25 protein-coding genes and 1 pseudogene are annotated in these 21,515 nt (G+C 62.7%); 17 read left to right on the plus strand and 9 right to left on the minus strand.

From position 1 onward, the window contains the following. Positions 1–8 precede the first annotated feature (8 nt). The 8 genes from csoS1 (V6E02_RS11110) to V6E02_RS11145 all read left to right on the plus strand — a co-directional run bounded on the left by csoS1 (V6E02_RS11110) (position 9) and on the right by V6E02_RS11145 (position 4,765). Positions 9–308 carry an alpha-carboxysome major shell protein CsoS1 gene (gene csoS1 / locus V6E02_RS11110; protein WP_347308872.1) on the plus strand — a complete coding sequence of 100 codons (300 nt, stop codon included), beginning with the start codon at positions 9–11 and terminating at the stop codon, positions 306–308. A 33-nt stretch (positions 309–341) separates the two neighbouring features. After that, positions 342–641, plus strand: a complete 300-nt coding sequence (gene csoS1 / locus V6E02_RS11115; RefSeq protein WP_347308873.1) for an alpha-carboxysome major shell protein CsoS1 — start codon at positions 342–344, stop codon at positions 639–641. A 44-nt stretch (positions 642–685) separates the two neighbouring features. Then, positions 686–1,027 (plus strand): alpha-carboxysome major shell protein CsoS1, encoded by a 342-nt coding sequence (gene csoS1, locus V6E02_RS11120; RefSeq protein ID WP_347308874.1) that lies wholly within the window; start codon positions 686–688, stop codon positions 1,025–1,027. 11 nt (positions 1,028–1,038) lie between these two features. Further along, positions 1,039–1,491 carry a ferritin-like domain-containing protein gene (locus V6E02_RS11125; protein ID WP_347308875.1) on the plus strand — a complete coding sequence of 151 codons (453 nt, stop codon included), beginning with the start codon at positions 1,039–1,041 and terminating at the stop codon, positions 1,489–1,491. Then, complete coding sequence (locus tag V6E02_RS11130) at positions 1,484–1,744, plus strand: 4a-hydroxytetrahydrobiopterin dehydratase (protein WP_347308876.1); 261 nt, start codon at positions 1,484–1,486, stop codon at positions 1,742–1,744. Before V6E02_RS11125 ends, V6E02_RS11130 begins: the two co-directional genes overlap by 8 nt. Positions 1,745–1,748: 4 nt before the next feature. Next, a complete protein-coding gene (gene parA / locus V6E02_RS11135; protein ID WP_347308877.1) occupies positions 1,749–2,381 on the plus strand; it encodes a ParA family partition ATPase in 633 nt (210 codons plus the stop codon). Next, positions 2,378–2,560, plus strand: a complete 183-nt coding sequence (locus V6E02_RS11140) for a hypothetical protein (RefSeq protein WP_347308878.1) — start codon at positions 2,378–2,380, stop codon at positions 2,558–2,560. Before parA ends, V6E02_RS11140 begins: the two co-directional genes overlap by 4 nt. Positions 2,561–2,626: 66 nt before the next feature. Further along, positions 2,627–4,765 carry a SulP family inorganic anion transporter gene (locus V6E02_RS11145; protein WP_347308879.1) on the plus strand — a complete coding sequence of 713 codons (2,139 nt, stop codon included), beginning with the start codon at positions 2,627–2,629 and terminating at the stop codon, positions 4,763–4,765. On the opposite strand, the gene V6E02_RS11150 is transcribed toward V6E02_RS11145, so the two are convergent. Further along, the gene (locus V6E02_RS11150; RefSeq protein WP_347308880.1) at positions 4,713–5,624 is read right to left on the minus strand and encodes a LysR family transcriptional regulator; all 912 of its coding nucleotides are present in this window, start codon (positions 5,622–5,624) and stop codon (positions 4,713–4,715) included. The genes V6E02_RS11145 and V6E02_RS11150 overlap by 53 nt on opposite strands. A gap of 150 nt (positions 5,625–5,774) precedes the next feature. Here V6E02_RS11150 and V6E02_RS11155 point away from each other — a divergent pair, with 150 nt between their 5' ends. The 7 genes from V6E02_RS11155 to V6E02_RS11185 all read left to right on the plus strand — a co-directional run bounded on the left by V6E02_RS11155 (position 5,775) and on the right by V6E02_RS11185 (position 13,484). Then, positions 5,775–7,196 (plus strand): form I ribulose bisphosphate carboxylase large subunit, encoded by a 1,422-nt coding sequence (locus V6E02_RS11155; protein ID WP_347308881.1) that lies wholly within the window; start codon positions 5,775–5,777, stop codon positions 7,194–7,196. Between the two features lie 69 nt (positions 7,197–7,265). After that, positions 7,266–7,622, plus strand: a complete 357-nt coding sequence (locus V6E02_RS11160) for a ribulose bisphosphate carboxylase small subunit (RefSeq protein WP_347308882.1) — start codon at positions 7,266–7,268, stop codon at positions 7,620–7,622. 141 nt (positions 7,623–7,763) lie between these two features. Beyond that, positions 7,764–8,567 carry a CbbQ/NirQ/NorQ/GpvN family protein gene (locus tag V6E02_RS11165; protein ID WP_347308883.1) on the plus strand — a complete coding sequence of 268 codons (804 nt, stop codon included), beginning with the start codon at positions 7,764–7,766 and terminating at the stop codon, positions 8,565–8,567. 85 nt (positions 8,568–8,652) lie between these two features. After that, complete coding sequence (locus V6E02_RS11170; protein WP_347308884.1) at positions 8,653–11,001, plus strand: nitric oxide reductase activation protein NorD; 2,349 nt, start codon at positions 8,653–8,655, stop codon at positions 10,999–11,001. A 28-nt stretch (positions 11,002–11,029) separates the two neighbouring features. After that, positions 11,030–12,214 (plus strand): class II fructose-bisphosphate aldolase, encoded by a 1,185-nt coding sequence (locus V6E02_RS11175; protein ID WP_347308885.1) that lies wholly within the window; start codon positions 11,030–11,032, stop codon positions 12,212–12,214. After that, entirely contained in the window at positions 12,207–12,509 is a 303-nt protein-coding gene (locus tag V6E02_RS11180; RefSeq protein WP_347308886.1) for a hypothetical protein, read from the plus strand. Before V6E02_RS11175 ends, V6E02_RS11180 begins: the two co-directional genes overlap by 8 nt. A 6-nt stretch (positions 12,510–12,515) precedes the next feature. Further along, positions 12,516–13,484 (plus strand): L-threonylcarbamoyladenylate synthase, encoded by a 969-nt coding sequence (locus V6E02_RS11185; RefSeq protein WP_347308887.1) that lies wholly within the window; start codon positions 12,516–12,518, stop codon positions 13,482–13,484. Between the two features lie 112 nt (positions 13,485–13,596). Here V6E02_RS11185 and V6E02_RS11190 read toward each other — a convergent pair whose 3' ends face one another. Further along, entirely contained in the window at positions 13,597–13,797 is a 201-nt protein-coding gene (locus V6E02_RS11190; protein ID WP_347308888.1) for a DUF2905 domain-containing protein, read from the minus strand. A gap of 23 nt (positions 13,798–13,820) precedes the next feature. Here V6E02_RS11190 and V6E02_RS11195 point away from each other — a divergent pair, with 23 nt between their 5' ends. Both V6E02_RS11195 and V6E02_RS11200 read left to right on the plus strand, forming a co-directional pair. Further along, positions 13,821–14,243, plus strand: a complete 423-nt coding sequence (locus V6E02_RS11195) for an archease (RefSeq protein ID WP_347308889.1) — start codon at positions 13,821–13,823, stop codon at positions 14,241–14,243. Between the two features lie 24 nt (positions 14,244–14,267). After that, positions 14,268–15,698, plus strand: coding sequence for an RtcB family protein (locus V6E02_RS11200; RefSeq protein WP_347308890.1), 1,431 nt, complete (start codon positions 14,268–14,270; stop codon positions 15,696–15,698). Here the strand turns inward: V6E02_RS11200 and V6E02_RS11205 are convergent. The 7 genes and pseudogenes from V6E02_RS11205 to V6E02_RS13010 all read right to left on the minus strand — a co-directional run. After that, positions 15,688–16,131, minus strand: a complete 444-nt coding sequence (locus V6E02_RS11205; RefSeq protein ID WP_347308891.1) for an alpha/beta hydrolase — start codon at positions 16,129–16,131, stop codon at positions 15,688–15,690. The two genes, V6E02_RS11200 and V6E02_RS11205, sit on opposite strands and share 11 nt — an antisense overlap. 5 nt (positions 16,132–16,136) lie before the next feature. Continuing rightward, the gene (locus tag V6E02_RS11210) at positions 16,137–16,805 is read right to left on the minus strand and encodes a hypothetical protein (protein WP_347308892.1); all 669 of its coding nucleotides are present in this window, start codon (positions 16,803–16,805) and stop codon (positions 16,137–16,139) included. Between the two features lie 2 nt (positions 16,806–16,807). Then, positions 16,808–18,049, minus strand: coding sequence for a DNA methyltransferase (locus tag V6E02_RS11215; protein WP_347308893.1), 1,242 nt, complete (start codon positions 18,047–18,049; stop codon positions 16,808–16,810). 38 nt (positions 18,050–18,087) lie between these two features. Beyond that, positions 18,088–19,268 (minus strand): IS3 family transposase gene (locus V6E02_RS11220; RefSeq protein ID WP_347308894.1). Its coding sequence is split into 2 segments (ribosomal slippage): positions 18,088–19,016 and positions 19,016–19,268, totalling 1,182 coding nucleotides; the frame shifts between segments, so codons are not numbered across the junction. A gap of 128 nt (positions 19,269–19,396) precedes the next feature. After that, complete coding sequence (locus tag V6E02_RS11225; protein ID WP_347308895.1) at positions 19,397–20,110, minus strand: hypothetical protein; 714 nt, start codon at positions 20,108–20,110, stop codon at positions 19,397–19,399. A gap of 99 nt (positions 20,111–20,209) precedes the next feature. Next, positions 20,210–20,482: a transposase gene (locus V6E02_RS11230; protein WP_430626799.1), complete on the minus strand. Its 273-nt coding sequence runs from the start codon at positions 20,480–20,482 to the stop codon at positions 20,210–20,212. Further along, a pseudogene (locus V6E02_RS13010) lies at positions 20,415–21,184 on the minus strand (IS256 family transposase); the annotation flags it as partial. The pseudogene V6E02_RS13010 and the gene V6E02_RS11230, both read right to left, overlap by 68 nt. Positions 21,185–21,515 lie beyond the last annotated feature (331 nt).

The raw sequence follows: 21,515 nt of genomic DNA on the forward strand, positions 1-21,515 counted from the left end.
GAAACAGCATGGCAAATTCAATGACGGGTATCGCCCTGGGTATGATCGAGACGCGTGGCCTGGTGCCTGCGATCGAGGCGGCGGACGCGATGACCAAGGCGGCGGAAGTGCGGTTGATTGGCCGCCAGTTCGTGGGGGGTGGCTATGTCACCGTGATGGTGCGGGGTGAGACCGGTGCGGTGAACGCTGCGGTGCGCGCGGGCGCGGATGCCTGCGAGCGGGTGGGTGATGGCCTGGTTGCGGCCCACATCATCGCGCGCGTGCACAGCGAGGTGGAAAACATCCTGCCCACCGCGGCAGCAGCCTAAGCAGTTTGTGTGTTCGTTTGAAGGAGATGAATCATGGCTAACGGATTGACGGGTATTGCTTTGGGCATGATCGAGACGCGTGGCCTGGTGCCTGCGATCGAGGCGGCGGATGCGATGACCAAGGCGGCGGAAGTGCGGTTGATTGGCCGCCAGTTCGTGGGGGGTGGCTATGTCACCGTGATGGTGCGGGGCGAGACCGGTGCGGTGAACGCTGCGGTGCGCGCGGGCGCCGATGCCTGCGAGCGGGTGGGTGATGGCCTGGTCGCGGCCCACATCATCGCCCGCGTGCACAGCGAGGTGGAAAACATCCTGCCCACCGCGCCGACGGTGTAAAGGGGATCGCCATGGAAATGGTGGCGAGGCAGGCCAACGGGGTTATGACCGGGACAAGCCATGGCATCGCCCTGGGCATGATCGAGACGCGTGGCCTGGTGCCTGCGATCGAGGCGGCGGATGCGATGACCAAGGCGGCGGAAGTGCGGTTGATTGGCCGCCAGTTCGTGGGGGGTGGTTATGTCACCGTGATGGTGCGGGGTGAGACCGGTGCGGTGAACGCTGCGGTGCGCGCGGGCGCGGATGCCTGCGAGCGGGTGGGTGATGGCCTGGTCGCGGCCCACATCATCGCCCGCGTGCACAGCGAGGTGGAAAACATCCTACCGCGCAAGCCTAGCGCCGACGGCGCGGGACGCGACGGTGACGTGATCCGCTACGGCAGCTGAAAGGGTGGGTCATGGCGAGCGATCCCCGGCTCCTCGGCTACCTGCACCGAGCGCTGGCGCACGAAATGGCGGCGGTGCAGCAGTACATGGCCCAGTCCCGCCTGTGTGACCAGTGGAATCTGGCGGATTTCTGCGCCCATTTCCGCGAGGACGTGGACGAAGAGATTGAGCACGTCAAGACCTTGATCGACACTCTGGTGAAGCTGGGTGTGGCCCCGCGCGCAATGCAAATCGCGCCCGCGCGCCTGGGACGCAGTTTGCGCGAGCTGATCGAAATCGACCGCATCCTTGAGGTGGATGCCGTGCGTCTCTACGAGGAAGCGGCCGCCTATTGCGCACGGGTAGGCGACTTCCAGCACGAGTCCGTGTTCCAGTCCATCCTGCGCGATGAACTCGCTCATTTGCAGGAGCTTGACCGCATGCGCGCGGCGCTTCCGGCCGAAGAGGAATCACGTTATGCCTGAAGAGGAAAGGCTTCCACACTGGCAGCGGCAGGACTTGCCGCCGGCGCTGACGCGACGCTTCGAATTCGCCGCCTACGCAGAGACGCGGCGTTTTCTGGACGCGGTGGCGAAACTGGCGGAAGAAGCGGGGCATTATCCCAACCTGAGCTTTGGCAAGACCTACGTCAGCGTCACGCTCGATGCCGATGGACGTCCGCTCACCGCGGAAATCTTCGCCCTGGCTGCGCGTATCGACGCTCTGGTGAAGGACTGAACCCGTGGCCGCCCTTTCGATCGCCGTGGCCAATCAAAAGGGCGGCACTGGCAAGACCACGTTGGCGGTGAATCTGGCGGCGGGGCTTGCGCGGCGGGGCCCGACGCTGCTGCTCGACGCCGATCCTCAAGGCACGGCAAGCCACTGGGTGCGGCTGGCCGGCGGTGCATTGCCCCAGGTGGTGGCCGCGGCGGGCTCGGTTCTGGGGCGCGAGATCGCCTTGGCGGCGGAAAGCACTGACTACGTGGTGATCGACTGCCCACCCCATCTGGATGACGCCGTTCTGAGACAAGTGTGGGCCGCCGCCGATCGCGTGCTGGTGCCGGTGCAGCCTTCGCCGCCAGACTTGTGGGCCTGTGTAGCGGTGATGGAGCGGCTACAGTCGGCGCGCGCGGCCCGGCCCGGGCGCAAGGCCTGGGTGGTGGTGAATCAGCTGGATACACGCTCGAGCTTGTCCCGCTCGGTGTACGACGCGCTTGCGGCATTGGGCCTGCCGGCGCTGGCCCATGGGCTTGCCCGGCGCGCCGCTTGGCGGGTCGCGGCGCTGGAAGGCACCAGTGTGTATGGATTGGGCGCCCGCGGCGCGGCTGCGGTGCGGGAAATGGAAGGCATCATCGAGGAGGTACTGAAGCCATGAGCAAGACATCGGACAAACTCGCGGCCGGCGTGCGCAAGGCCAAGGACGAACCTGCTGCCCCCACGGCACAGTCCGCCGAGACGGCCCCGCGGCGCAAGCCCATCCCCGATCATGATCCGGCCTACGGGTTGCCTGCGCCGACCCAGGGGCTGCACCCCGCTCGCATCTGGCCTGATTGAACCCGCCCTGCGCGGTTTCCTTTGCTGCTTCGTTCGGTGCGGAAAACCCGTGCCGCGGATGCCTTCATGCTAAAGAACGACTCAACTTGGCTTGCGCGGCTGTTTCCCTTCCTCGGTTGGTGGCCGATGACGCGGGAGACGTTGCGCGCCGACCTCATCGCCGGGGTCACCGTGGCCTTGGTGCTGGTACCCCAGAGCATGGCCTATGCCCAGTTAGCGGGACTGCCGGTCGTGTATGGTCTCTATGCCGCGTTTCTGCCGGTGATGGTGGCCTCCCTCTGGGGTTCCCTGCGCCAGCTGCACACCGGCCCCACGGCGATGCTCTCCCTTCTGTCGGCGGCGGCCTTGCTGCCCTTCGCGTCGGTGGGCAGCGAGCAATTCATCGAGCTGTCCGTCATGCTGGCCCTGATGGTGGGCGTGTTGCGCTTGCTGCTGGGCCTGTTCCGGCTCGGGCTCGTGGTCAACCTGCTGTCCCATCCCGTCGTGGTGGGCTTCACCAATGCTGCGGCCTTGATCATTGGCCTATCCCAGCTCAATAAGCTCATCAATGTGCCCATGCCCCGTAGCGACTCCTTCCTCTCGGACTTGTGGGCGGTGGTCACCCAGCTGGAGCAGACGCATTGGCCTACCGTTGGTTTCGCGTTCGCCGCTTTCCTGATCATCTACGGGCTGCAGCGCTTTTTTCCGCGCGCGCCTGCTATCCTCGTGGCCATCATGGTCACCACCGTGGCTAGCGCCTGGTTCGGTTTCGAACGCACCGCGAGCGTTTCCCTTGCCAGCATCGAGGATGCATCGTTTCGGGCCCGTTTGGGCGACTACACCCGCTTGAATGAGGCCGTGCGCAACCAAGAAAGGCGCCTGGCGCAGCTGCAGGCGGAACGCAGTCGCGCCACACAAGCGGCGCGGGTGGCCCGGGCCGACCTGGACGCCGAGCTCGACAAGCAAAAGGTGCGACTGACCGCCCTCAGAGAACAGGCCTTCGAGGCGCGGCGCCATCTGCACGCGGTGCGCTTGTCCCGAGTCGAGACGCCCACCGGACCCGTGTTTCGGTCGGCTGGCACCGTGGTGGAAGGTGAGCCGGCGGGCGCGGCCTACTGGCGCTTTGCCGCAATTAAGGGCGATACCGTGAGCCTGTCTAGCGGCGGCGAGGTGGTGGGGACCATTCCCAAAGGCTTACCCAGCTTCACGCTACCGCACATCGCCTGGCAGATTCTGCTTCCCCTTCTGCCGGCTGCTCTCATCATGGCGCTTCTAGGTTTCATGGAGGCCACTTCCATCTCCAAGGCCATCAGCGCACGCACGGGTCAACGGGTGGACACCAACCAGGAACTCATCGGCCAGGGGCTGGCCAATATCGTCGGCAGTTTCTTTCAGAGCTATGTGGTGAGCGGCTCGTTTTCCCGCTCCGCGCTGGCCGCACGTGCCGGTGCCCAGACCGGCTTGTTCGCCATCATCAGCGCCTTGTGTGTGATGCTGGTGATTTTGTTCTTGACCCCCTTGCTCTACCACCTGCCACAAGCCGTGCTGGCGGTGATCATCATGTTCGCGGTATTTGGCTTGGTGCGCATCGAGCCCTTGTTGCAGGCCTGGCGGGTGAACCGCGTCGATGCGGTGATCGGCCTGGTCACGTTCGTGGCCACGCTGGCGCTGGCGCCAGCCCTCGCCCAAGGCATCCTGCTGGGTGTTGGGCTGACCGTGGCGGCCTATGTGGTGCGCAACATGCGTCCGCGCGCAGAAATCCTGGGACGTCGCGCCGACGGCACCCTGGCCGGGATGGATAGTCATCATCTGCCCCCGGTGAGCGACCAATACGTGGCGCTGCGCTTCGATGGTTCACTCGATTTTGTCAACGTGGCCTATTTCGAGGAAGCCGTGCTGGAAGCCTTACGTCGCTTTCCCCAGGCGAAGGCGGTACTGGTGGTGGGCAGCGGCATCAACGACATGGATGCCTCGGGCGAAGCACAGCTCAGGGCGGTGGCGCGCCAGCTCAAAGCGCGCGGCGTGGACTTGTATTTCAGCAGTCTGAAAAAGCAGGTACGGGCGGCCTTCGAGCGGGGCGGGTTAGACGAGGTGATCCCGAAGGAGCACCTATTCGCCAACAAGGAAGCGGCGCTTGCCGCACTGGCAGCCCGTTACGGTCACTTAGCCTCGGTCACCCCGCCCGCGACAATACCGTCGTCGCCTCGTCCAGCAGGAAGTTCTTGAAGGCGAGTGCTGCGGCCGACAGGCGTTTGTCCTTGCGATGCACGATATGCCAGTGGCGGCGGATGGGCAGCCCTTGCACGTCCAACACGCGCAGGCGGCGGGCGGAAAGCTCGAGTTCGATGGTGTGCAAAGACACCACGCCCAGGCCTAGTCCCGCTTGCACCCCTTGCTTGATGGCTTCGGTGCTGCTCATCTCCATGCCTGGTTGGATTTTCACCCGATGTGCTTCGAAATAGCGCTCCATCGCGATGCGAGTGCCGGAACCCTCCTCGCGCATGAGGAAGGTTTCAGAAGCCAGGCGCGCGAGCGGAATGTTTTTCTGGCGTGCCAGGGGGTGGTTCATGGGCGCGATCACCACCAGCGGATTTTCCATGAAGGATTCCGCCACCAGATCCAGCCCATCCGGCGGCTGGCCCATGATGGCCATGTCCATTTCGTTGTTGGCGAGCTGGACCAACAGGGTCTGCCGGTTGGTCACGTTGAGGCTCACGGTGATATTGGGAAAGCGTTGGCTGAAGGTGGCCAGCAACTGGGGCGCAAAATAGTTGGCGGTACTGGCCACAGAGATCTTCAGTTTGCCGCGCTTCAAGCCTTTCAGCTCGGCCAGCACGGCCTCGGCCTCGCTCAGCTGCTGGGCGATGGTGCGGCTGTAGTGGTAGAGCTCGTGGCCGGCCTCGGTGAGGTAGATCTTCTTGCCCAGTTGCTCGAATAAGGCAGTGCCCACGTTTTCTTCCAGTTGCTTGATCTGCATGGACACCGCGGGCTGGGTGAGGTGCAGCTCTTGGGCTGCGCGGGAAAAGCTCAAATGGCGCGCCACGGCCTCGAACACGGAAAGCTGGCGGAAGGTGACGTGTAACATGCTATAGGTGTTCTTCTATAAGTAATATCTTATCCTAATTATCAAAAACTTTCACTATCCCTTATAGGGCCCTTCGTCCTATAGTTCGGGCACACGTTGCGTTGACCATACTGCGACGTCAGCTTTTTTCACGACTAACTGGAGGTTCCCATGGCCGTCAAAACCTACAACGCCGGTGTGAAAGAGTACCGGCAGACCTACTGGATGCCCGATTATCAGCCGCTGGATACCGACATCCTGGCGGTGTTCAAGATCACGCCCCAGCCGGGCGTGGACCGGGAAGAGGCTGCCGCCGCGGTGGCTGCGGAATCCTCCACCGGTACCTGGACCACGGTGTGGACCGACCTCTTGACGGATTTGGACTATTACAAAGGCCGTGCCTACAAGATCGAGGACGTGCCGGGTGACGACACCTGTTTCTACGCCTACGTGGCCTATCCCATCGACCTGTTCGAGGAAGGCTCGGTGGTGAACGTGTTCACCTCGCTGGTGGGCAACGTGTTCGGCTTCAAGGCGATCCGCGCCTTGCGTTTGGAAGACGTACGTTTCCCCATCGCCTATGTGAAGACCTGCGGCGGCCCGCCCCATGGCATCCAGGTGGAGCGGGACATCATGAACAAGTATGGCCGTCCCCTGCTGGGATGCACCATCAAACCCAAGCTGGGTTTGTCGGCCAAGAACTACGGCCGTGCCGTGTACGAGTGCCTGCGCGGGGGGCTGGACTTCACCAAGGACGACGAGAACGTCAATTCCCAGCCCTTCATGCGCTGGAAGCAGCGTTTCGATTTCGTGATGGAGGCCATCCACAAGGCCGAGCGGGAAACCGGCGAGCGTAAGGGGCATTACCTCAACGTGACCGCGCCTACGCCGGAAGAGATGTACAAGCGAGCCGAATATGCGAAGGAAATTGGCGCGCCCATCATTATGCACGACTACATCACCGGCGGCTTCTGCGCCCACACGGGTCTGGCCAACTGGTGCCGCGAGAATGGCCTGCTGCTGCACGTGCACCGCGCCATGCATGCGGTGATCGACCGCAACCCGCATCATGGCATCCACTTCCGCGTGCTGACCAAGGTGCTGCGCTTAATGGGGGGTGATCACCTCCACACTGGCACCGTGGTGGGCAAGCTCGAGGGCGATCGCGCCTCCACCCTGGGCTGGATCGATCTTTTGCGCGAGTCCTATGTCAAGGAAGACCGCAGCCGCGGCATCTTCTTCGACCAGGACTGGGGCTCCATGCCGGGCGCTTTTGCCGTCGCTTCCGGCGGCATCCACGTCTGGCACATGCCAGCGCTCGTCACTATTTTCGGTGATGATGCCGTGCTGCAGTTCGGTGGCGGCACCCTGGGTCACCCCTGGGGCAACGCCGCTGGCGCCGCGGCCAACCGTGTGGCGCTGGAAGCCTGCGTGGAGGCCCGCAACGAAGGCCGGCAGCTGGAGAAGGAAGGCAAGGCCATCCTGGAGGCAGCCGCCAAGCACAGCCCAGAACTCAAGGTCGCCATGGAAACCTGGAAAGAGATCAAATTCGAGTTCGACGTGGTGGACAAGCTGGACGTCGCCCACAAGTAAATCGGTGAGGCGTGGGGGCGCACGCCTTTTCACGCCTAACCCCTCACTGCGACCAACAGGAGCTTTTAAATGTCTGAAATGATGGATTACAAATCCCGGCTCTCGGATCCCTCCAGCCGGAAATTCGAAACCTTCTCCTACCTGCCGGAGATGAGCAAGGAGCAAATCCGCAAGCAAGTGGAGTACATCGTCAAGAAGGGCTGGAACCCCGCCATCGAGCACACCGAGCCGGAAAATGCCTTCGGCCATTACTGGTACATGTGGAAGCTGCCCATGTTCGGCGAAACCGACGTGGACAAGATCCTGGCCGAAGCGGAAGCCTGTCACAAGGCCAATCCGGGGCACCACGTGCGCCTCATCGGCTATGACAACTACGCCCAGTCCCAGGGCGCTGCCATGGTGATCTACCGCGGCAAGCCGGTCTGACGCGGCGCGGGAAAGCCATCGACGAGCCCCCGTCGCCGCGAGGTGGCGGGGGTTTTTTGTTTCTCCACGAAGGTCTCGAAGATCCAGCCCTCGCGTCCCCGTGCCCTTCGTGGACGAGCAAGCTTTTTTGGGAGTTCAATTATGAGCGACATCATCAAGCAGTACATGATCGAGAAGGAGCCCTACTACCGTCCGGTGGCGGACGAGGTGGCGCTCTACGAGGCTGCTTATTCCGTGCGCATGCCCATGATGCTCAAGGGTCCCACCGGCTGCGGCAAGACCCGCTTCGTGGAATACATGGCGTGGAAGCTCAACAAGCCTCTGATCACGGTGGCCTGCAACGAGGACATGACGGCTTCCGATTTGGTCGGACGTTTCCTGCTCGACGCCCAGGGCACTCGCTGGCAGGACGGCCCGCTGGCCATCGCCGCCCGCTATGGCGCCATCTGCTACCTGGACGAAGTGGTGGAGGCGCGCCAGGACACCACGGTGGTGATCCATCCCTTGACCGACAACCGGCGCGTGCTGCCGCTGGAGAAGAAGGGTGAACTGATTCATGCCCACCCCGATTTCCAGGTGGTTATTTCCTACAACCCGGGATACCAGTCGCTGATGAAGGACCTCAAGCAATCCACCAAGCAGCGTTTCGGCGCGCTGGACTTCAACTATCCCGAACACGACATCGAAACCGAGATCGTCGCCCATGAAACGGGCGTATCGAAGGAGATCGCCGACAAGCTGGTGTCCATCGCGGAACGGGCGCGCAACCTCAAGGGACACGGCCTGGACGAGGGCATTTCCACCCGCATGCTGGTCTATGCCGGCAGCCTGATCGCCAAGGGCGTGGACGCCAAGGCCGCCTGCCGTGTGGCCCTGGTGCGTCCCATCACCGACGACCCTGACATGCGTGATGCGCTGGATGCAGCAGTGACCACGTTCTTCTGAATCAGTGAGGAGGCAGGCGTGAAGCGGGCGTAGGTGCCCGGCATCTTTGCCGACCCACGGCGCGCCTCCCACGCCGCGTACGACCATGAGTGTCAATCTCGACGATTACAAGGAGCTGGTTGAAGAGCTCAGCACCGCCTCCCAGGAGGCGCTACGCGCCACTTGGGTGGAGGCGACCAAGATCTATTCGCCTCGCGGCCTCGACAACTACCTGAAAGGCGCGGTGGCATTGAAGAGCTTGGGTCGTGGCTGCGAATTGGTGGTGGCTTGGCTGGAAAATGCGCCGCTGGTGGCCAAAGAGGTGGGGGAGGACGTGGTATCGGATCTGGCCACCACGGCCCTCTCCCTGGCTTCCAAGACTTCCGGGGCGGTGATCGAGATGATCCTCGCCACGGCACCCACCGCCGCCAAGCGTCTGGGTGATGCGGATCTGTTCCGCAAATACCTGCAGTTCCTCAACGTGCTGGTGGCCCAGGCGCCGCGCGGCCTGCGTCCCATGTTGGACAAACTGGACGTGCTGTTGTCCCAGCTCACCCTCGGTGGCTTGCGCCGCTGGGCGTTGTGGGGCGCCCATGCCTACCGCACCGACTACGAGGAACAGGTCCGCTATTTCGGCCTGGAGAGCAAGGAATCTCTGGCGGTTTTGCAGAAGGAGCGCAAGGGCACACTGTTCATCGACGTGCAGCGGCGTGTCAACATGTATCTGCGCGCCCTGTGGGGGCGGGATTTCTTCATGAAACCCACCTCGGGCGACTTCGAGACGCGCGAGGGCTACAAGCCCTACATCGAAGACTATTTCATCCACCTGCCGGATGCCTTCGATGACTTCGTCAGCCCCAGCGGCGAGACGGTGTCAGGGCTGGAAGTGTACCGGGCTGCGGCCGCCCATGCCGCCGCGCACATGGTGTACACGCGCGAGCCGATTTCGGCGGAAGCCCTCAACAATTGGCAAATGGCAGTGATTTCGGTGATCGAAGACGCGCGCGTGGAAACCCTTGCTATTCGCCGCTTCCCTGGTCTTAAGCAACTCTGGGCCCGTTTCCACACCATCACGCCCGAGCAGGGCGCGACCGCGGGGGACTATCTCAACCGGCTGGCGCGGGCGCTGCTGGACGAAACCTATCGCGACGATGACCCTTGGATTGCCCAAGGCCGCGTGCTGTTTGCCGAGGCGGTGAACACACCTGGCCGGCTGGAAACCAACCAGACCTCTTGGGACATTGGCGTCACCTTGGCCCACGCCTTCCTGGAAAAGAAAATCCCTTACAGCCTACGCACCGACGTGCTGAGCGCCGTCTATCGCGACGATAACCGCTACTTCTGGGAATTCGTGGAATTCGACTTCGAGAAGGCCATCGCCGCTGGCTACGAGAAACCGAAGCAGGTGCGCAAATACGTTTCCCTGATGGAAATGGTCAACGAGGTGGACAACGAGCTCGCCGGTGACGACGCCCAAGAGATCTGGGTGCTGCCGACTCCCTTCTACCTGGACCAGGAAGGGGTGACGATCAACGAGTTGGAAGGCAAGGAGCCGGTCTCACCGCCCTTCCATTATTCCGAGTGGGACTACCAAATACAACTGGAGCGCCCAAGCTGGGTGACGGTGGTGGAAAAACGCCCTAAGTCCGGCGAACTTGCTCTCATAGACGAGATCGCCGCGCAATACAAGCGGCTCATCTCGCGCATGAAGTTCCTGCTGGATGCCATGCAGCCGCAAGGCGTGCAACGCATTCGCAAGCTGGAAGACGGGGATGAGATCGACATCAATGCGGCCATCCGCGCCGCCATCGACATCCGCATGGGGCATCAGCCCGATCCACGCATCATGATGCGTTCGGTGCGCAAAACGCGGGACATTTCCGTCTTGGTGTTGCTAGACCTATCGGAATCCACCAACGAAAAAGTCGCCGGCCAGGAATACACCGTGCTGGAGCTCACGCGCCAAGCCTGTGTCCTGCTGGCGGATGCCATCGCCAAGGTGGGCGATCCGTTCGCCATCCACGGTTTTTGCTCAGATGGCCGACACGATGTGCAGTATTTCCGCTTCAAGGATTTCGACCAGCCCTACGACGACAAGCCCAAGGCCAAGCTAGCCGGCATGACGGGCCAACTGTCCACGCGCATGGGCGCGGCCATTCGCCACGCCGCCCATTACCTGCGCCAGCAGAAATCCTCCAAGAAGCTGCTCATGGTCATCACCGACGGCGAGCCGGCGGACGTGGACGTGCGTGACCCGCAATACCTGCGCTACGACACCAAGAAGGCGGTGGAGGAAGCGGCTCGCTTTGGCATCATCACCTACTGCATGAGCCTGGATCCCCGTGCCGACCAATACGTCTCGCGCATCTTTGGCGCCAGGAACTACATGGTGGTGGACCATGTGGAGCGGCTGCCGGAGAAACTGCCGCTGCTGTACGCGGGTTTGACGCGCTGATTCCCCCGCCGCGTCGAGGAGGCGTTTCATGCTGATCCACATGGCCGATCTCTTGCAGCACGCCCGCCGTAACGGCTACGCAGTGGGCGGCTATGACATCGTCAGCCTGGAGTTTCTCGAGGCCATCGTCGCCGCCTGCGAGCGCGACGGTGCGCCGGCCATCTTGAGTCTGGCGGAATCCCACTTCCACCACTATGACTTCGCCACCTTGATGCCTGCGGTGGTGGAGGCGGCGCGGCGCGCCCAGGTGCCCTTCGCCATCCATCTGGATCACGGCGCGAGCCAGGACTCCGTCATCCAGGCCATTCGTCTGGGCTGTAACGGCGTCATGGTCGATGGTTCCCATCTGCCCTATGCCGACAACGTGGCCCTCACCCGCGAGGTGGTCGCGATCGCCCATGGCTGTGGCATACCCGTCGAAGCCGAGCTGGGTTATGTACCCGGGGTGGAGGGCGAAGATGCGGCCTTGCATCCGGGCGAGCTGCGCATGACGGAGCCGGAAGAGGCCGCGCGCTTCGTGGCGGATACGGGGGTGGATTGTCTGGCAGTGTCGGTCGGTACCGTGCACGGCCGCATGCGTGGCACGCCGGTGTTGGACTTCGCGCGCCTGGCTGCCATTCGTGATGCGGTGGGCATTCCCTTGGTGATTCACGGTGGCACTGGTCTATCCGACGAACAATATCGGCGGCTGGTGGAAAGCGGCATGACCAAGCTCAACTACTATACGGCGCTTGCCGATGCCGCTAGCGCCAGCATCCGCGCCCAGGTGGAGGCAATGCCGGGCGGCGGCTATACCCAGCTGCTCGCCGGCGTGCGCGCGGCCATTGCCCAGGAAGTGTCGCGCATGAATGCCTTGCTGGGTGCCAGCGGCCGCGCGGCCCAAGTGGCGGCCCAGTGCCGACCGTGGCGTGAGGTCTTGCACGCCATCGGTTTCAATGTCGCCGGCGAGCTGCCGCCCCAGGCGCGAGAGGAACTGCTGCGCGAGGGCGTGCGGCGGCTATCCGCCATTCCCGGTGTGCGCAGCGTGGAGGCGGGCGTGGCCCTGCGTGGGGAGGCGCGGTATCATTACTGTTGGAACATCCGGTTCGCCGCACCGGAAGTGGTGGCAAGCTACGCCAATCATCCCATTCACCGGGACTATGCCGACCGCCTGTTCCGTCCCGCGGCAGCGGATCGTCTGACCATCGACTATTCCCTGGATTACCATGGCTGATCCCAAGATCTACGTCGGTCTCAACCAGGACAGCCACGGCTTGACCCAACTGGGACGCATCGTGGTGGACGCTTGGTTGTTCGGCTTTTTGCCAGAAACGGAAGACTGCGCCGGCTGGGACCTGGGGCGCATGCAGGCGCTGATGGAGCGCGTGGACGCGGAATGGGACAAGTACGGCAACCTGCCCAGCCGCCTGCCGCCTGAACTGCGCGAGCGCCATGCCGCCCTGTACGCGCGCATCATGGAAGAGGCGCGACGCAAGGGCTGGAATCCGGAACTGGACGAAGACGAGTAAGCCTGCGTGCCCCGCATCTCCACCGATCTCGACCGCGCCGTGGCGCTGCTGCGCGCGGGTGGGGTGGTGGCCATTCCCACCGAAACTGTCTATGGCCTCGCTGCCGACGCGCGTAACCCGGCGGCCGTGCGCCGCGTGTTTGCCATCAAGGGACGGCCGGCGGACCATCCCTTGATCGTCCACATCGCCGCTGCCGAGGCGATGCCCGAATGGGCACGCGACATTCCCGAAGCCGCCTGGCGACTGGCGCGACACTTCTGGCCCGGGCCCCTTACCCTTATTCTGCAGCGGGCGCCGGGCGTGCCGGACGAGGTCACCGGTGGCCAGAACACCGTGGGGCTAAGGGTGCCTGATCATCCGCTCACCCTGGAACTGCTGCGCCGCTTCGGTGGTGGGCTGGCGGCGCCCTCGGCCAACCGCTTCGGCCGAATCAGTCCCACCCGACCGGAGCACGTGGTGGCCGAGCTCGATGAGGCCATCGACCTCATCCTCGACGGCGGCCCCTGCAGCGTGGGGGTGGAATCCACCATCGTTGATCTCACCGGTCGCCGGCCCACGGTGCTGCGTCCTGGGCGTGTGAGCCTGGAGGCACTGGAACACGTGCTGGGTGAGCCGGTGGCGCTTAGCACGGGTGAAGACGGCGTGCGCGCCCCTGGCACCTTGGCTGCCCATTACGCACCCGCCACACCCGTGCTGCTTTTGCCGCTGGAGCGGCTGTGGGAAGAAGCTGCGCGCCGCGTCGCGGCAGGCGAGCGTGTCGGCGTCCTCACCTATGGCCTGCCACGGACATGCCCTGGGGTGTTCGTGTTGCGTTTGCCGGGGCAGCCCGCCGCCTACGCGCGGGAACTCTATGCCGCCCTGCGCGCCATGGATGAGGCGGGCTATGCTTGTATCCTGGTGGAAACGGTCCCAGAGACGTCCGAGTGGCTGGCCGTGGCCAACCGGCTTAAGCGGGCAGCCACCGCCCATCGTTGACGCGCCGTGGCGTAAAACAGCGCGAAGCATCCTGTCCCGTTGGGCGTAGGCCGGGCGAGGGGAATGATCAAGACGAGGGGGTTTTTCGTCCAGGGGCGCAGCGCCATCATCGTCAGCGCCGCAACAGCCACAGGATCAGAGTGAGCAGCAGCGACACCAAGACGCTGCTGGTGAGCGGAAAATAGAAAGTGAAATTCTTGCGCTCGATGCGGATGTCGCCGGGCAGCTGCCCGAGGCCCAGCTTGGACAGCAGCGGCCACAGCAAGCCCAGGACCACGAGAATGAGACCGAGCGTGATGAGCCATTTTGCCATGACCGCATTATACGGCGCCTGCCATGCCTGAAGCCCGCTGGGAGCATTTCACCCACGGTGCCGACATCGGTGTGCGCGGTATCGGCCCGACCCTGGAGGCCGCCTTCGAACAGGCGGCGCTGGCGCTCGCCGCGGTGATCTGCGACCCGGCCCGGGTGGCGCGAAAGGACAGCGTGGAGGTGGCGGTGAGCGCACCCGATGTGGAATTGCTGCTGGTGGACTGGCTCAACGCCATCGTTTATGAAATGGCCACGCGCCACATGGTGTTCTCCGGTTTCCAAGTGGCGATAAGCGGCGAGCAGCTCGCGGGCACGCTGTGGGGCGAAACAGTGGATGTGGTGCGTCACCAGCCCGCGGTGGAAGTCAAAGGCGCCACCTATACCGAGTTGAAGGTGTATCGGAATGCGCAGGGCGAGTGGGTCGCCCAGTGCGTGGTGGATGTGTGAACCCGGCTCGGGAGGAAGCGAACCATGGATCTATCCCGCTTCACGAAGGTGTCCGACTACGAATGGCGGGTGGAGCCTTTCGGCAAGATGCGTGTGCCAGCGGTCATCTATGCCAGCGAAGCGCTGCTGCGCGAAATGGACGAGAAAGTGTTCGAGCAGGTCACCAACGTCGCCACGCTGCCCGGCATCGTCAAGGCCTCCTACGCCATGCCGGATGCCCATTGGGGCTATGGCTTTCCCATCGGCGGCGTGGCGGCCTTCGATCCGGAGGCCGGCGGCGTGGTGTCCGCCGGCGGCGTGGGCTTCGACATCTCCTGTGGTGTGCGCACCCTCACCACGGGACTGACGGTGGCGGACGTGGAACCCATGAAAAAGGCCCTCGCCGACATTCTGTTTGCGCGCATCCCCGCCGGTGTGGGCAGCACCGGCAGCGTGCATTTGTCCATGGAGGAAATGGATGCCATGCTCGAAGGGGGCGCGCGCTGGGCGGTGAGCCGCGGCTTCGGCACCGAGGCCGATCTCGAGCGCATCGAAGAAAGGGGCATGATGGCCGGTGCGCGGCCGGAGGAAGTGTCCCAGCAGGCGAAGAAACGCCAAAGGGACGAAGTGGGCACGCTGGGTTCTGGCAATCACTACCTGGAAGTGCAGCGGGTGGCCGAGATCTATCATCCCCACATCGCCGCCGCCTTCGGCCTCAAAGTGGGTGATGTGGTGGTATCCATCCACTGCGGCTCGCGTGGGCTGGGCCATCAGATCGGCACCGAATTCCTGCGCAGCATGGCGCTGGCAGCCAAGGAATACGGTATCGAATTGCCCGACCGGGAGCTCGCCTGCGCGCCCATCCGCTCCGACATCGGTCAACGCTACCTGGGCGCCATGCGCGCCGCCATCAACTGTGCGCTCGCCAACCGCCAGGTCATCACCCATCTCGCGCGCGAGGCGTTTGCCACCCTGTTCCCGCAGGCGCGGCTCGATCTCATCTACGATGTCTCCCACAACACCTGCAAGGTCGAAGAGCACGAAGTCGATGGCCGCAGCCGCAAGCTCTACGTCCACCGCAAGGGCGCCACGCGCGCCTTCGGTCCCGGACGGCCGGACCTGCCGGAGGCCTTCCGCCACGTGGGCCAACCAGTCCTCATCGGCGGGTCCATGGGCACGGCATCCTACGTGCTGGCGGGGCGGGAGGAGAGCGAGCATCATGCCTGGGGCTCTGCCTGTCATGGCGCTGGCCGCAGCATGAGCCGCATCCAGGCCACCAAGCGTTGGCGCGGCCGCGACATCATCGAAGCACTCGCCGTCCGCGGCATCGAGATCCGCGCCCCCTCGCTACGGGGCGTGGCGGAGGAAGCGCCGGGCGCCTACAAGGACGTCTCCGCGGTGGTGGATGCCGCCGATCGCGCCGGGCTCGCCCACAAGGTGGCGAAGCTTACGCCCCTGGTGTGCATTAAGGGCTGAGAGCATTCAACGCAGAGGCCGCGGAGGGCAGCCCGGGAAGGGTCGAGAGCCTGTGCATTGGCGCAGGAGTCTGGCGGATAGCAATGGAAAGGTAAGGGGGCAAGGACAACTGGCTATAAAGTAAAGGCCTGACCCTTTGAGGTGTGATGACCCTTTGAGGTGTGACCCTTTGAGGTGTGACCCTTTGAGATGACCTGTGATCGTGCTCGCCCTCGCTGCCGCCGACGCCACGGAAATTGGGCCGCAGCGTGGCGCAACCGAGCTCGCGGAAGGTTTGCGCCAGGGTCGTCACCACCTTGTTGTCGGCGGTGCCGCCATAGAGCGGGTGCAGATGCGCGATCAGCGCAATGCCGGCCGGCACCTCGCGCGTCTCGACGAATACCTGGATCTTGCCCGCCGGGCCGGCGATATGAATTCGCTCGCTACGGGTCATGGCCTTTATAGGGCGCGTTCGACGAGGAGGCGCGTGCCATCGCTGCCGGAATAGAGCCGGTGATTGTCCGAGTTGAATTCATGCTTGACGTCAAGCAACAAGGACTCGATGACCAGCAGCTTGAAACGGGACGCTTTGTAATGCCCGTTGGCGGGAAACATCTCGTAGGAGAGCAAGAAGTGCAGCGCATCGCGTGTGACCTTGAACTCGGCCGACGGCGAGAAATAGAAACTGCGCTGGCTGGTGTCGATATTGTCGGCATTGAATGTCTTGCACTCGAGATAGCAAGTCACGCCGTCGAGCGTGAATTCGATGTCGGGATAGCCGGCGGCCTTGCGCCTGCCGTTTGCAGAAGCAGGAATGTCGGCCTTGCCCCCCGGCAAACGATTGAGGGCATCGCGAACGTATGGCTCGATCTTGTTGCCGACTTCGTTGACACGCTTGCTGACGATGCCACTGCGATTGATCGCTCTGCCGGCATCGACGGCCGCGCTGGTGATCGCTTCCATCAAACGTCTATGCTCGCCTTTGCCGGGGTCGAATTCGATCACCCGGTGTCCTGTCATCGCTTCGATGACGAGATTGAAAGGAACGCCTTTGAGCGGCTGGAGCATCTGGCGGATCACGCTTTCGAGTTGGGTGATGTAACGTCGCCGTGCCTGTTCTGCATCCATGATCATTCCTTGATGAAAAGCACGATGCGATTGGTGTTGGTGCCTTTGCGATTGTTGGCAACCCCCCAGATGTTGGCGGTTTTGGTAAAGCGCTGCTGGTTGATCAACACCGCTTTGACGGCGAATCCGGCTGCCTGCCCGAGCGGCGCGATCACCTCGTCCAGCTTGACCTGGCCGCCGCGCACCTCGCCGACTTCGAAGGCCACGTGCCCACCCTGCCGTGTCACCCGATAAAGCTCGCGTAGGGTTGCTGCCATTTCTTCGCTCCAGACGGAGAGCGAGCGGCTCACCGACATCTGGCGACCCACTGCCTGCGCATCGATACAGTTGAACCAGCAGCGCAGCCAGTTGTCCTCGGCATACTGGACCACGTCGAGAAATGGCGGCGAGGTGACGGTCAGCGCGATACTGCCGTCAGGAACTGCTGCCAGATTCTGCGCCCGCCCCGTCGAGAACCAGGCGTCGATGGCAAGCGCAACCATTTTTTGTCGCTGTGCTTCGCTCAATCCAGACAATAGCTGCGCCGATTTCTTCAATATGATCGCGGCCACGTCGCGTTTTTCTGGTGCCTGGCCGCGCTTGAGGTTGATTTCCCTTTGACGCTCTGGCGTGGTTGCCTGATTCGGTGGCAGCGTATAAACGGAAAAGAACCCCGGCGAATGGCCGGTCAGTCGATTGGTGGCCACCATGCGAATCCAGCGATCCACCGCATCCTCACTGCCCGTCCGTTGGCGTTCGGCAAGATAGTGTCGCAAGGCGCGAATTTGCTGCTCTGTTTCTGGGTGATAGAACGGGGAAAGATCAGGATCATCCTCATCAACGGCAGCATCGGCCTGAAAGTCGATGGCGCTCAAGCGCTCGCGGATTTCATCGATCCGTGGCGGAGCAACCCTGGGGCGGGTAAGAATCTCGCTCAAGGGGTTGATGTCGTTGGCGGCGATGCGACGTCCGAGCAGCGCCGCCTCGATCGCCGTCGTGCCACGCCCCGAAAAAGGATCGAACACCCGCTCACCGGGTTGTGTCAGCCGCGCGATAAAGAAATGCGGCAACTGAGGTTTGAAACAGGCGCGATAGGAAACCTCGTGCAGGCTGTTCCCCTGACGCTGGCGCGAGGTCCACAACTCACGCTCAATACGCTCACCACGGGTGCGCGGGTCACGCAACAGGCGATCGAGCCGATCATGGGGCTCGGCTGCCGCAGCAAACAAATCGAATTGTGCCGTTTCTGCCAAGAGGACGGTCATGACCTTCCCTCTGTTTTTCGTCTTCCAAGGGGCGGGTTTCATGCTGCCAGATTTTGCTTATGCTGAGTGCTGATCCAGTGCTGCAAGAACTGGATCGGCGACTTGCCCTTGAGCGTGGAGTGGCGGCGTCTCCGGTTGTAAAACACTTCAATGTAATGGAACAGGTCGGCCATCGCGGCCTCGCGCGTGGCGTAGCGTGTTGCGTGCACCCGCTCATTCTTCAGGCTGTTGAAAAAGCTCTCGGTTGGCGCGTTGTCCCAGCAATTGTCCTTCCGGCTCATCAAGCAAACCATGCCGTAATCGGCGAGCCTGGCCTGGAACGCATGACTCGCGTATTGGCTGCCTCGATCCGAGTGGTGGATCAAACCGGGCGCAGGCTTCCTGCGGAACCACGCCATGCTCAGCGCATCGACCACGATATCCGCCGTCATGCGCGGCTTGATCGACCAGCCGACGATCTCACGGTTGAACAGGTCCAGCACCACCGCCAGGTACAGCCAGCCTGCGTCCGTCCAGATGGAGGTCAGGTCCGCGCCCCACACCTGATTCGGCGCTGCCGGTGCAAAATTTCTTTCCAGCAGGTTCGGCGCCACCGGCAGGTCGTGTTTCGAGTCCGTGGTGGCCTTGTAGCGGCGCTTGTGCCGTGCCCGGATGCCGTTCTCCCGCATCAGTCGTTCCACCCGCTCCTTGCTTGCCTTGAAGCCGCGTGCGCGAATCTCGTCGACCATCCTCGGGCTGCCGTAGCCACCCTTGAATTGCCGGTGGATGGCGCGAATCAGCGCCCGCAACGGGTCATCGGTCAGCCGCTGACGATCGGGCCTGCCACCGCGCTTCCAGGCCCGGTAGCCGCTGATGCTGACGTCCAGGGTGTCGCACAGCGCGACCAGCGGGTATTGCTTCACGTGCCGATCGATCCAGGCGTACTTCACAGCACATCCTTGGCGAAGTACGCCGCCGCCTTTTTTAGAATCTCGTTCTCCATCTTGAGCCGGGCATTCTCGGCGCGCACGCGGGAGCGTTCCATCTGCTCCGGCGTCACGGCCTTGCCGCCGGGCGGGTTGAGCTTGCCGTTCTTGGCAGCCTTGACCCAGTTCCTGAGTGTCTGCTCGACCAGGCCCAACTCGCGCGCTACGCGGGACAGCGCTTCACCCGCTTTCACGCGCTTGACCGCCAGCTCCTTGAACTCGGCGGTGTACTCCTGCTTCGGTATCTTGAACATCTTCGTCCTCCGTTTCGTCTATCCTAACCCCCCACGCTTGGAAGACAAAATTTCGGGGGAAGGTCAGTTCCGTCAGCTTTGATGCGCGCACCGATATTTCAGAAACGCTTGCATGCCCAGGATGGCTTTCATTGGGTGAACGCCTCCAGCGGGATGTCGGCCGCCTTCCCCTTTGGGAGCTCGATGAGGCGCATCGACGGGAGCAGATAAGCTCGCGTCGGAATGATCTCCAGCCACTCGGTTTGCGTGACGAATCTGCAGGCGTCAGCCATCTTGGGGTCTTTGCAATCGACGTTAAAGCCCAACAATTTGGCATGCAGCCAGCGCTTGAAATAAGGAAGATAAGTTTCGAGGTCGCGCTTGTCGCGTACGTACAGGGTAATGCCCGGATGCAGGAAGGTTCTGCTCGTATAAGCTTCGTATGCCTCAATGGACGTGAACGGCTCGCAATGCCAACCACTACACCCTGGCACACCGTCCACGGCGGCAAGCAAGCGCGGGCGACCGTCCGGACCATAGATGGCGACAGATCGAGTCGTGGCCTCCTTGTATCTAAAGCCCCAGTAAATGGATGTGCCATTTGGTAGGGTTAATCGTCGCTTGGCGGCTTGAAAGCCATCGGAGATACGATCGGACACCAAGGCCTTTTGTTTGATTTGCGGGTCCGCGTAATAAAGCGTTTGGGCATTTCCAGTAAACTCCTCGATAAATTTGGTATCGTCGGGTGTGGCCGCAGTGGATTTCAACGGCTGTGCCGCGACCGCGGACGATTGGACCAACACGGCCAAAACCATCACGTACAACGCTTGGCGAATCCGTATCATCTTGAAACGTCCTTTCATGGTCTGCTTTGATTACCCTGCCCTGGTTCACAGGCGGACGGGGATGATTGTGCAATCCCTTTTCTGTAAATTTCTGCGGCGGGTGTCATGACGCCGGTGTTACGGGTTGAGGTTGAGATAGATCTTGCCGGTCATCCACTCGTCATCCAGTTGGTCGAGCAGAGCGCAGACCAGGCGCAGGCAGGACTCCGGGTTCGGGAAGTGGCTTCCCACCCGGGTGCGGCGTCTGAGTTCCCGGCGGATAGCGCTCCAGGGCGTTGGTCGTGCGCAGCCGCACCCGGTGAGAGGCCGGGAAGTCGAAGACCGTGAGGCTCTCGGGAATCGCGCTTTCGGCCCACTCGGCGAGCTTGGGATGTTCCTTGCGCCAGGCATCGAGTGCGGTCTTCAAAAGCCGTTGCACCTCGGCCTTGTCGGGGGCATTGAAGATGGCGCGCATCTGGGCGGCGAGCGTTTTCTTCGCCTCCTGACGGGTGACGAGCTGGCCGGCAGTCTGCTACAAATGGAAGTGGCATCGCTGCCAGGGTAGCGCGGGCAACACCGCCCGGCGGGCGGCCTTGAGCCCCGCGTGATCGTCGGCGACGATGAGCTTGACCCCCTTGAGACCCCGGGAAAGAAGACTTTCCAGGAAGCGCCACCAGTTAATCTCGGCCTCCGAAGTGAACCCAGCACCCGGCGCTTGCCCGAGGCGTCGATCCCCACCGCGATCAAGACGGCGCCATCGACGATTCTGCCCTCCAGGCGGACCTTCTCGTAGCGGGCGTCCGAAAAGACGTATGGCACTTCCCCCAACGGCCGCTCGCGCCAGGCTTTGAGTCCTTCGTCGAGCTTTTGGGCGGCACGGCTCACCTGAGCGGAAGAGAGCGAAATCTCTGGACCCAGCAACCGTTGCAACACCTCGATCACCCGCCGGGTGGAGACCCCTTGGACGTACATCTGGCGTAATCGCGCCGGTTCGCTGTTCGCTCGTAGGGCTTGACACCGAGAAACTCGCTTCGCTCCATCTTGGCCGCCTCGTTGACCAGGATGCGCAACGCTTCCCCGCGCCATCCAGGCCGTGCTCAAGCAAAGCCGCATAGGCCGCCTCCAGAGGGTTCGTTTCGACTCGCATCGCCATGGGGCTTATACGCCTTTCTTGATGTCATGGCGCCAGACCTCCCGCCGCACCGTCCTGCCGGTACGGCGGAACGGAATTTACAGAAAGAAAGATACACAACTACGGCAGCCTGCATAGGCTGCTTCAAATCGCATCTTCCGTATCGCCTGTCACACTTCCGCCCGTCTCATCAGACACCTCCTCGGTACCCAATAAAACCGGACGAACCACGTGCTACAAGTCCGGGCAGTTTATTTGCTCTCTACATGGGCAAATACATGCACTTGACATAAAAGAGTGCCTTCAGTACGT

The organism is Thiobacter sp. AK1 (assembly GCF_039822265.1).
Lineage (GTDB): Bacteria > Pseudomonadota > Gammaproteobacteria > Burkholderiales > Thiobacteraceae > Thiobacter > Thiobacter aerophilum.

Excerpts from the sequence above, each read along its gene's own strand:
- V6E02_RS11180 (WP_347308886.1), top strand. The coding sequence starts at position 12,207 with ATGGCTGATCCCAAGATCTACGTCGGTCTCAACCAGGACAGCCACGGC.
- V6E02_RS11140 (WP_347308878.1), top strand. The coding sequence starts at position 2,378 with ATGAGCAAGACATCGGACAAACTCGCGGCCGGCGTGCGCAAGGCCAAG.
- V6E02_RS11130 (WP_347308876.1), top strand. The coding sequence starts at position 1,484 with ATGCCTGAAGAGGAAAGGCTTCCACACTGGCAGCGGCAGGACTTGCCG.
- V6E02_RS11175 (WP_347308885.1), top strand. The coding sequence starts at position 11,030 with ATGCTGATCCACATGGCCGATCTCTTGCAGCACGCCCGCCGTAACGGC.
- V6E02_RS11165 (WP_347308883.1), top strand. The coding sequence starts at position 7,764 with ATGAGCGACATCATCAAGCAGTACATGATCGAGAAGGAGCCCTACTAC.
- V6E02_RS11125 (WP_347308875.1), top strand. The coding sequence starts at position 1,039 with ATGGCGAGCGATCCCCGGCTCCTCGGCTACCTGCACCGAGCGCTGGCG.
- V6E02_RS11145 (WP_347308879.1), top strand. The coding sequence starts at position 2,627 with ATGCTAAAGAACGACTCAACTTGGCTTGCGCGGCTGTTTCCCTTCCTC.
- csoS1 (WP_347308872.1), top strand. The coding sequence starts at position 9 with ATGGCAAATTCAATGACGGGTATCGCCCTGGGTATGATCGAGACGCGT.
- V6E02_RS11170 (WP_347308884.1), top strand. The coding sequence starts at position 8,653 with ATGAGTGTCAATCTCGACGATTACAAGGAGCTGGTTGAAGAGCTCAGC.
- csoS1 (WP_347308874.1), top strand. The coding sequence starts at position 686 with ATGACCGGGACAAGCCATGGCATCGCCCTGGGCATGATCGAGACGCGT.
- csoS1 (WP_347308873.1), top strand. The coding sequence starts at position 342 with ATGGCTAACGGATTGACGGGTATTGCTTTGGGCATGATCGAGACGCGT.
- V6E02_RS11190 (WP_347308888.1), bottom strand. The coding sequence starts at position 13,797 with ATGGCAAAATGGCTCATCACGCTCGGTCTCATTCTCGTGGTCCTGGGC.
- V6E02_RS11200 (WP_347308890.1), top strand. The coding sequence starts at position 14,268 with ATGGATCTATCCCGCTTCACGAAGGTGTCCGACTACGAATGGCGGGTG.
- V6E02_RS11160 (WP_347308882.1), top strand. The coding sequence starts at position 7,266 with ATGTCTGAAATGATGGATTACAAATCCCGGCTCTCGGATCCCTCCAGC.
- V6E02_RS11150 (WP_347308880.1), bottom strand. The coding sequence starts at position 5,624 with ATGTTACACGTCACCTTCCGCCAGCTTTCCGTGTTCGAGGCCGTGGCG.
- V6E02_RS11230 (WP_430626799.1), bottom strand. The coding sequence starts at position 20,482 with ATGCCTGGCGCAAGGAACATCCCAAGCTCGCCGAGTGGGCCGAAAGCG.
- V6E02_RS11215 (WP_347308893.1), bottom strand. The coding sequence starts at position 18,049 with ATGACCGTCCTCTTGGCAGAAACGGCACAATTCGATTTGTTTGCTGCG.
- V6E02_RS11155 (WP_347308881.1), top strand. The coding sequence starts at position 5,775 with ATGGCCGTCAAAACCTACAACGCCGGTGTGAAAGAGTACCGGCAGACC.
- V6E02_RS11195 (WP_347308889.1), top strand. The coding sequence starts at position 13,821 with ATGCCTGAAGCCCGCTGGGAGCATTTCACCCACGGTGCCGACATCGGT.
- V6E02_RS11205 (WP_347308891.1), bottom strand. The coding sequence starts at position 16,131 with ATGACCCGTAGCGAGCGAATTCATATCGCCGGCCCGGCGGGCAAGATC.
- V6E02_RS11210 (WP_347308892.1), bottom strand. The coding sequence starts at position 16,805 with ATGGATGCAGAACAGGCACGGCGACGTTACATCACCCAACTCGAAAGC.
- V6E02_RS11225 (WP_347308895.1), bottom strand. The coding sequence starts at position 20,110 with ATGAAAGGACGTTTCAAGATGATACGGATTCGCCAAGCGTTGTACGTG.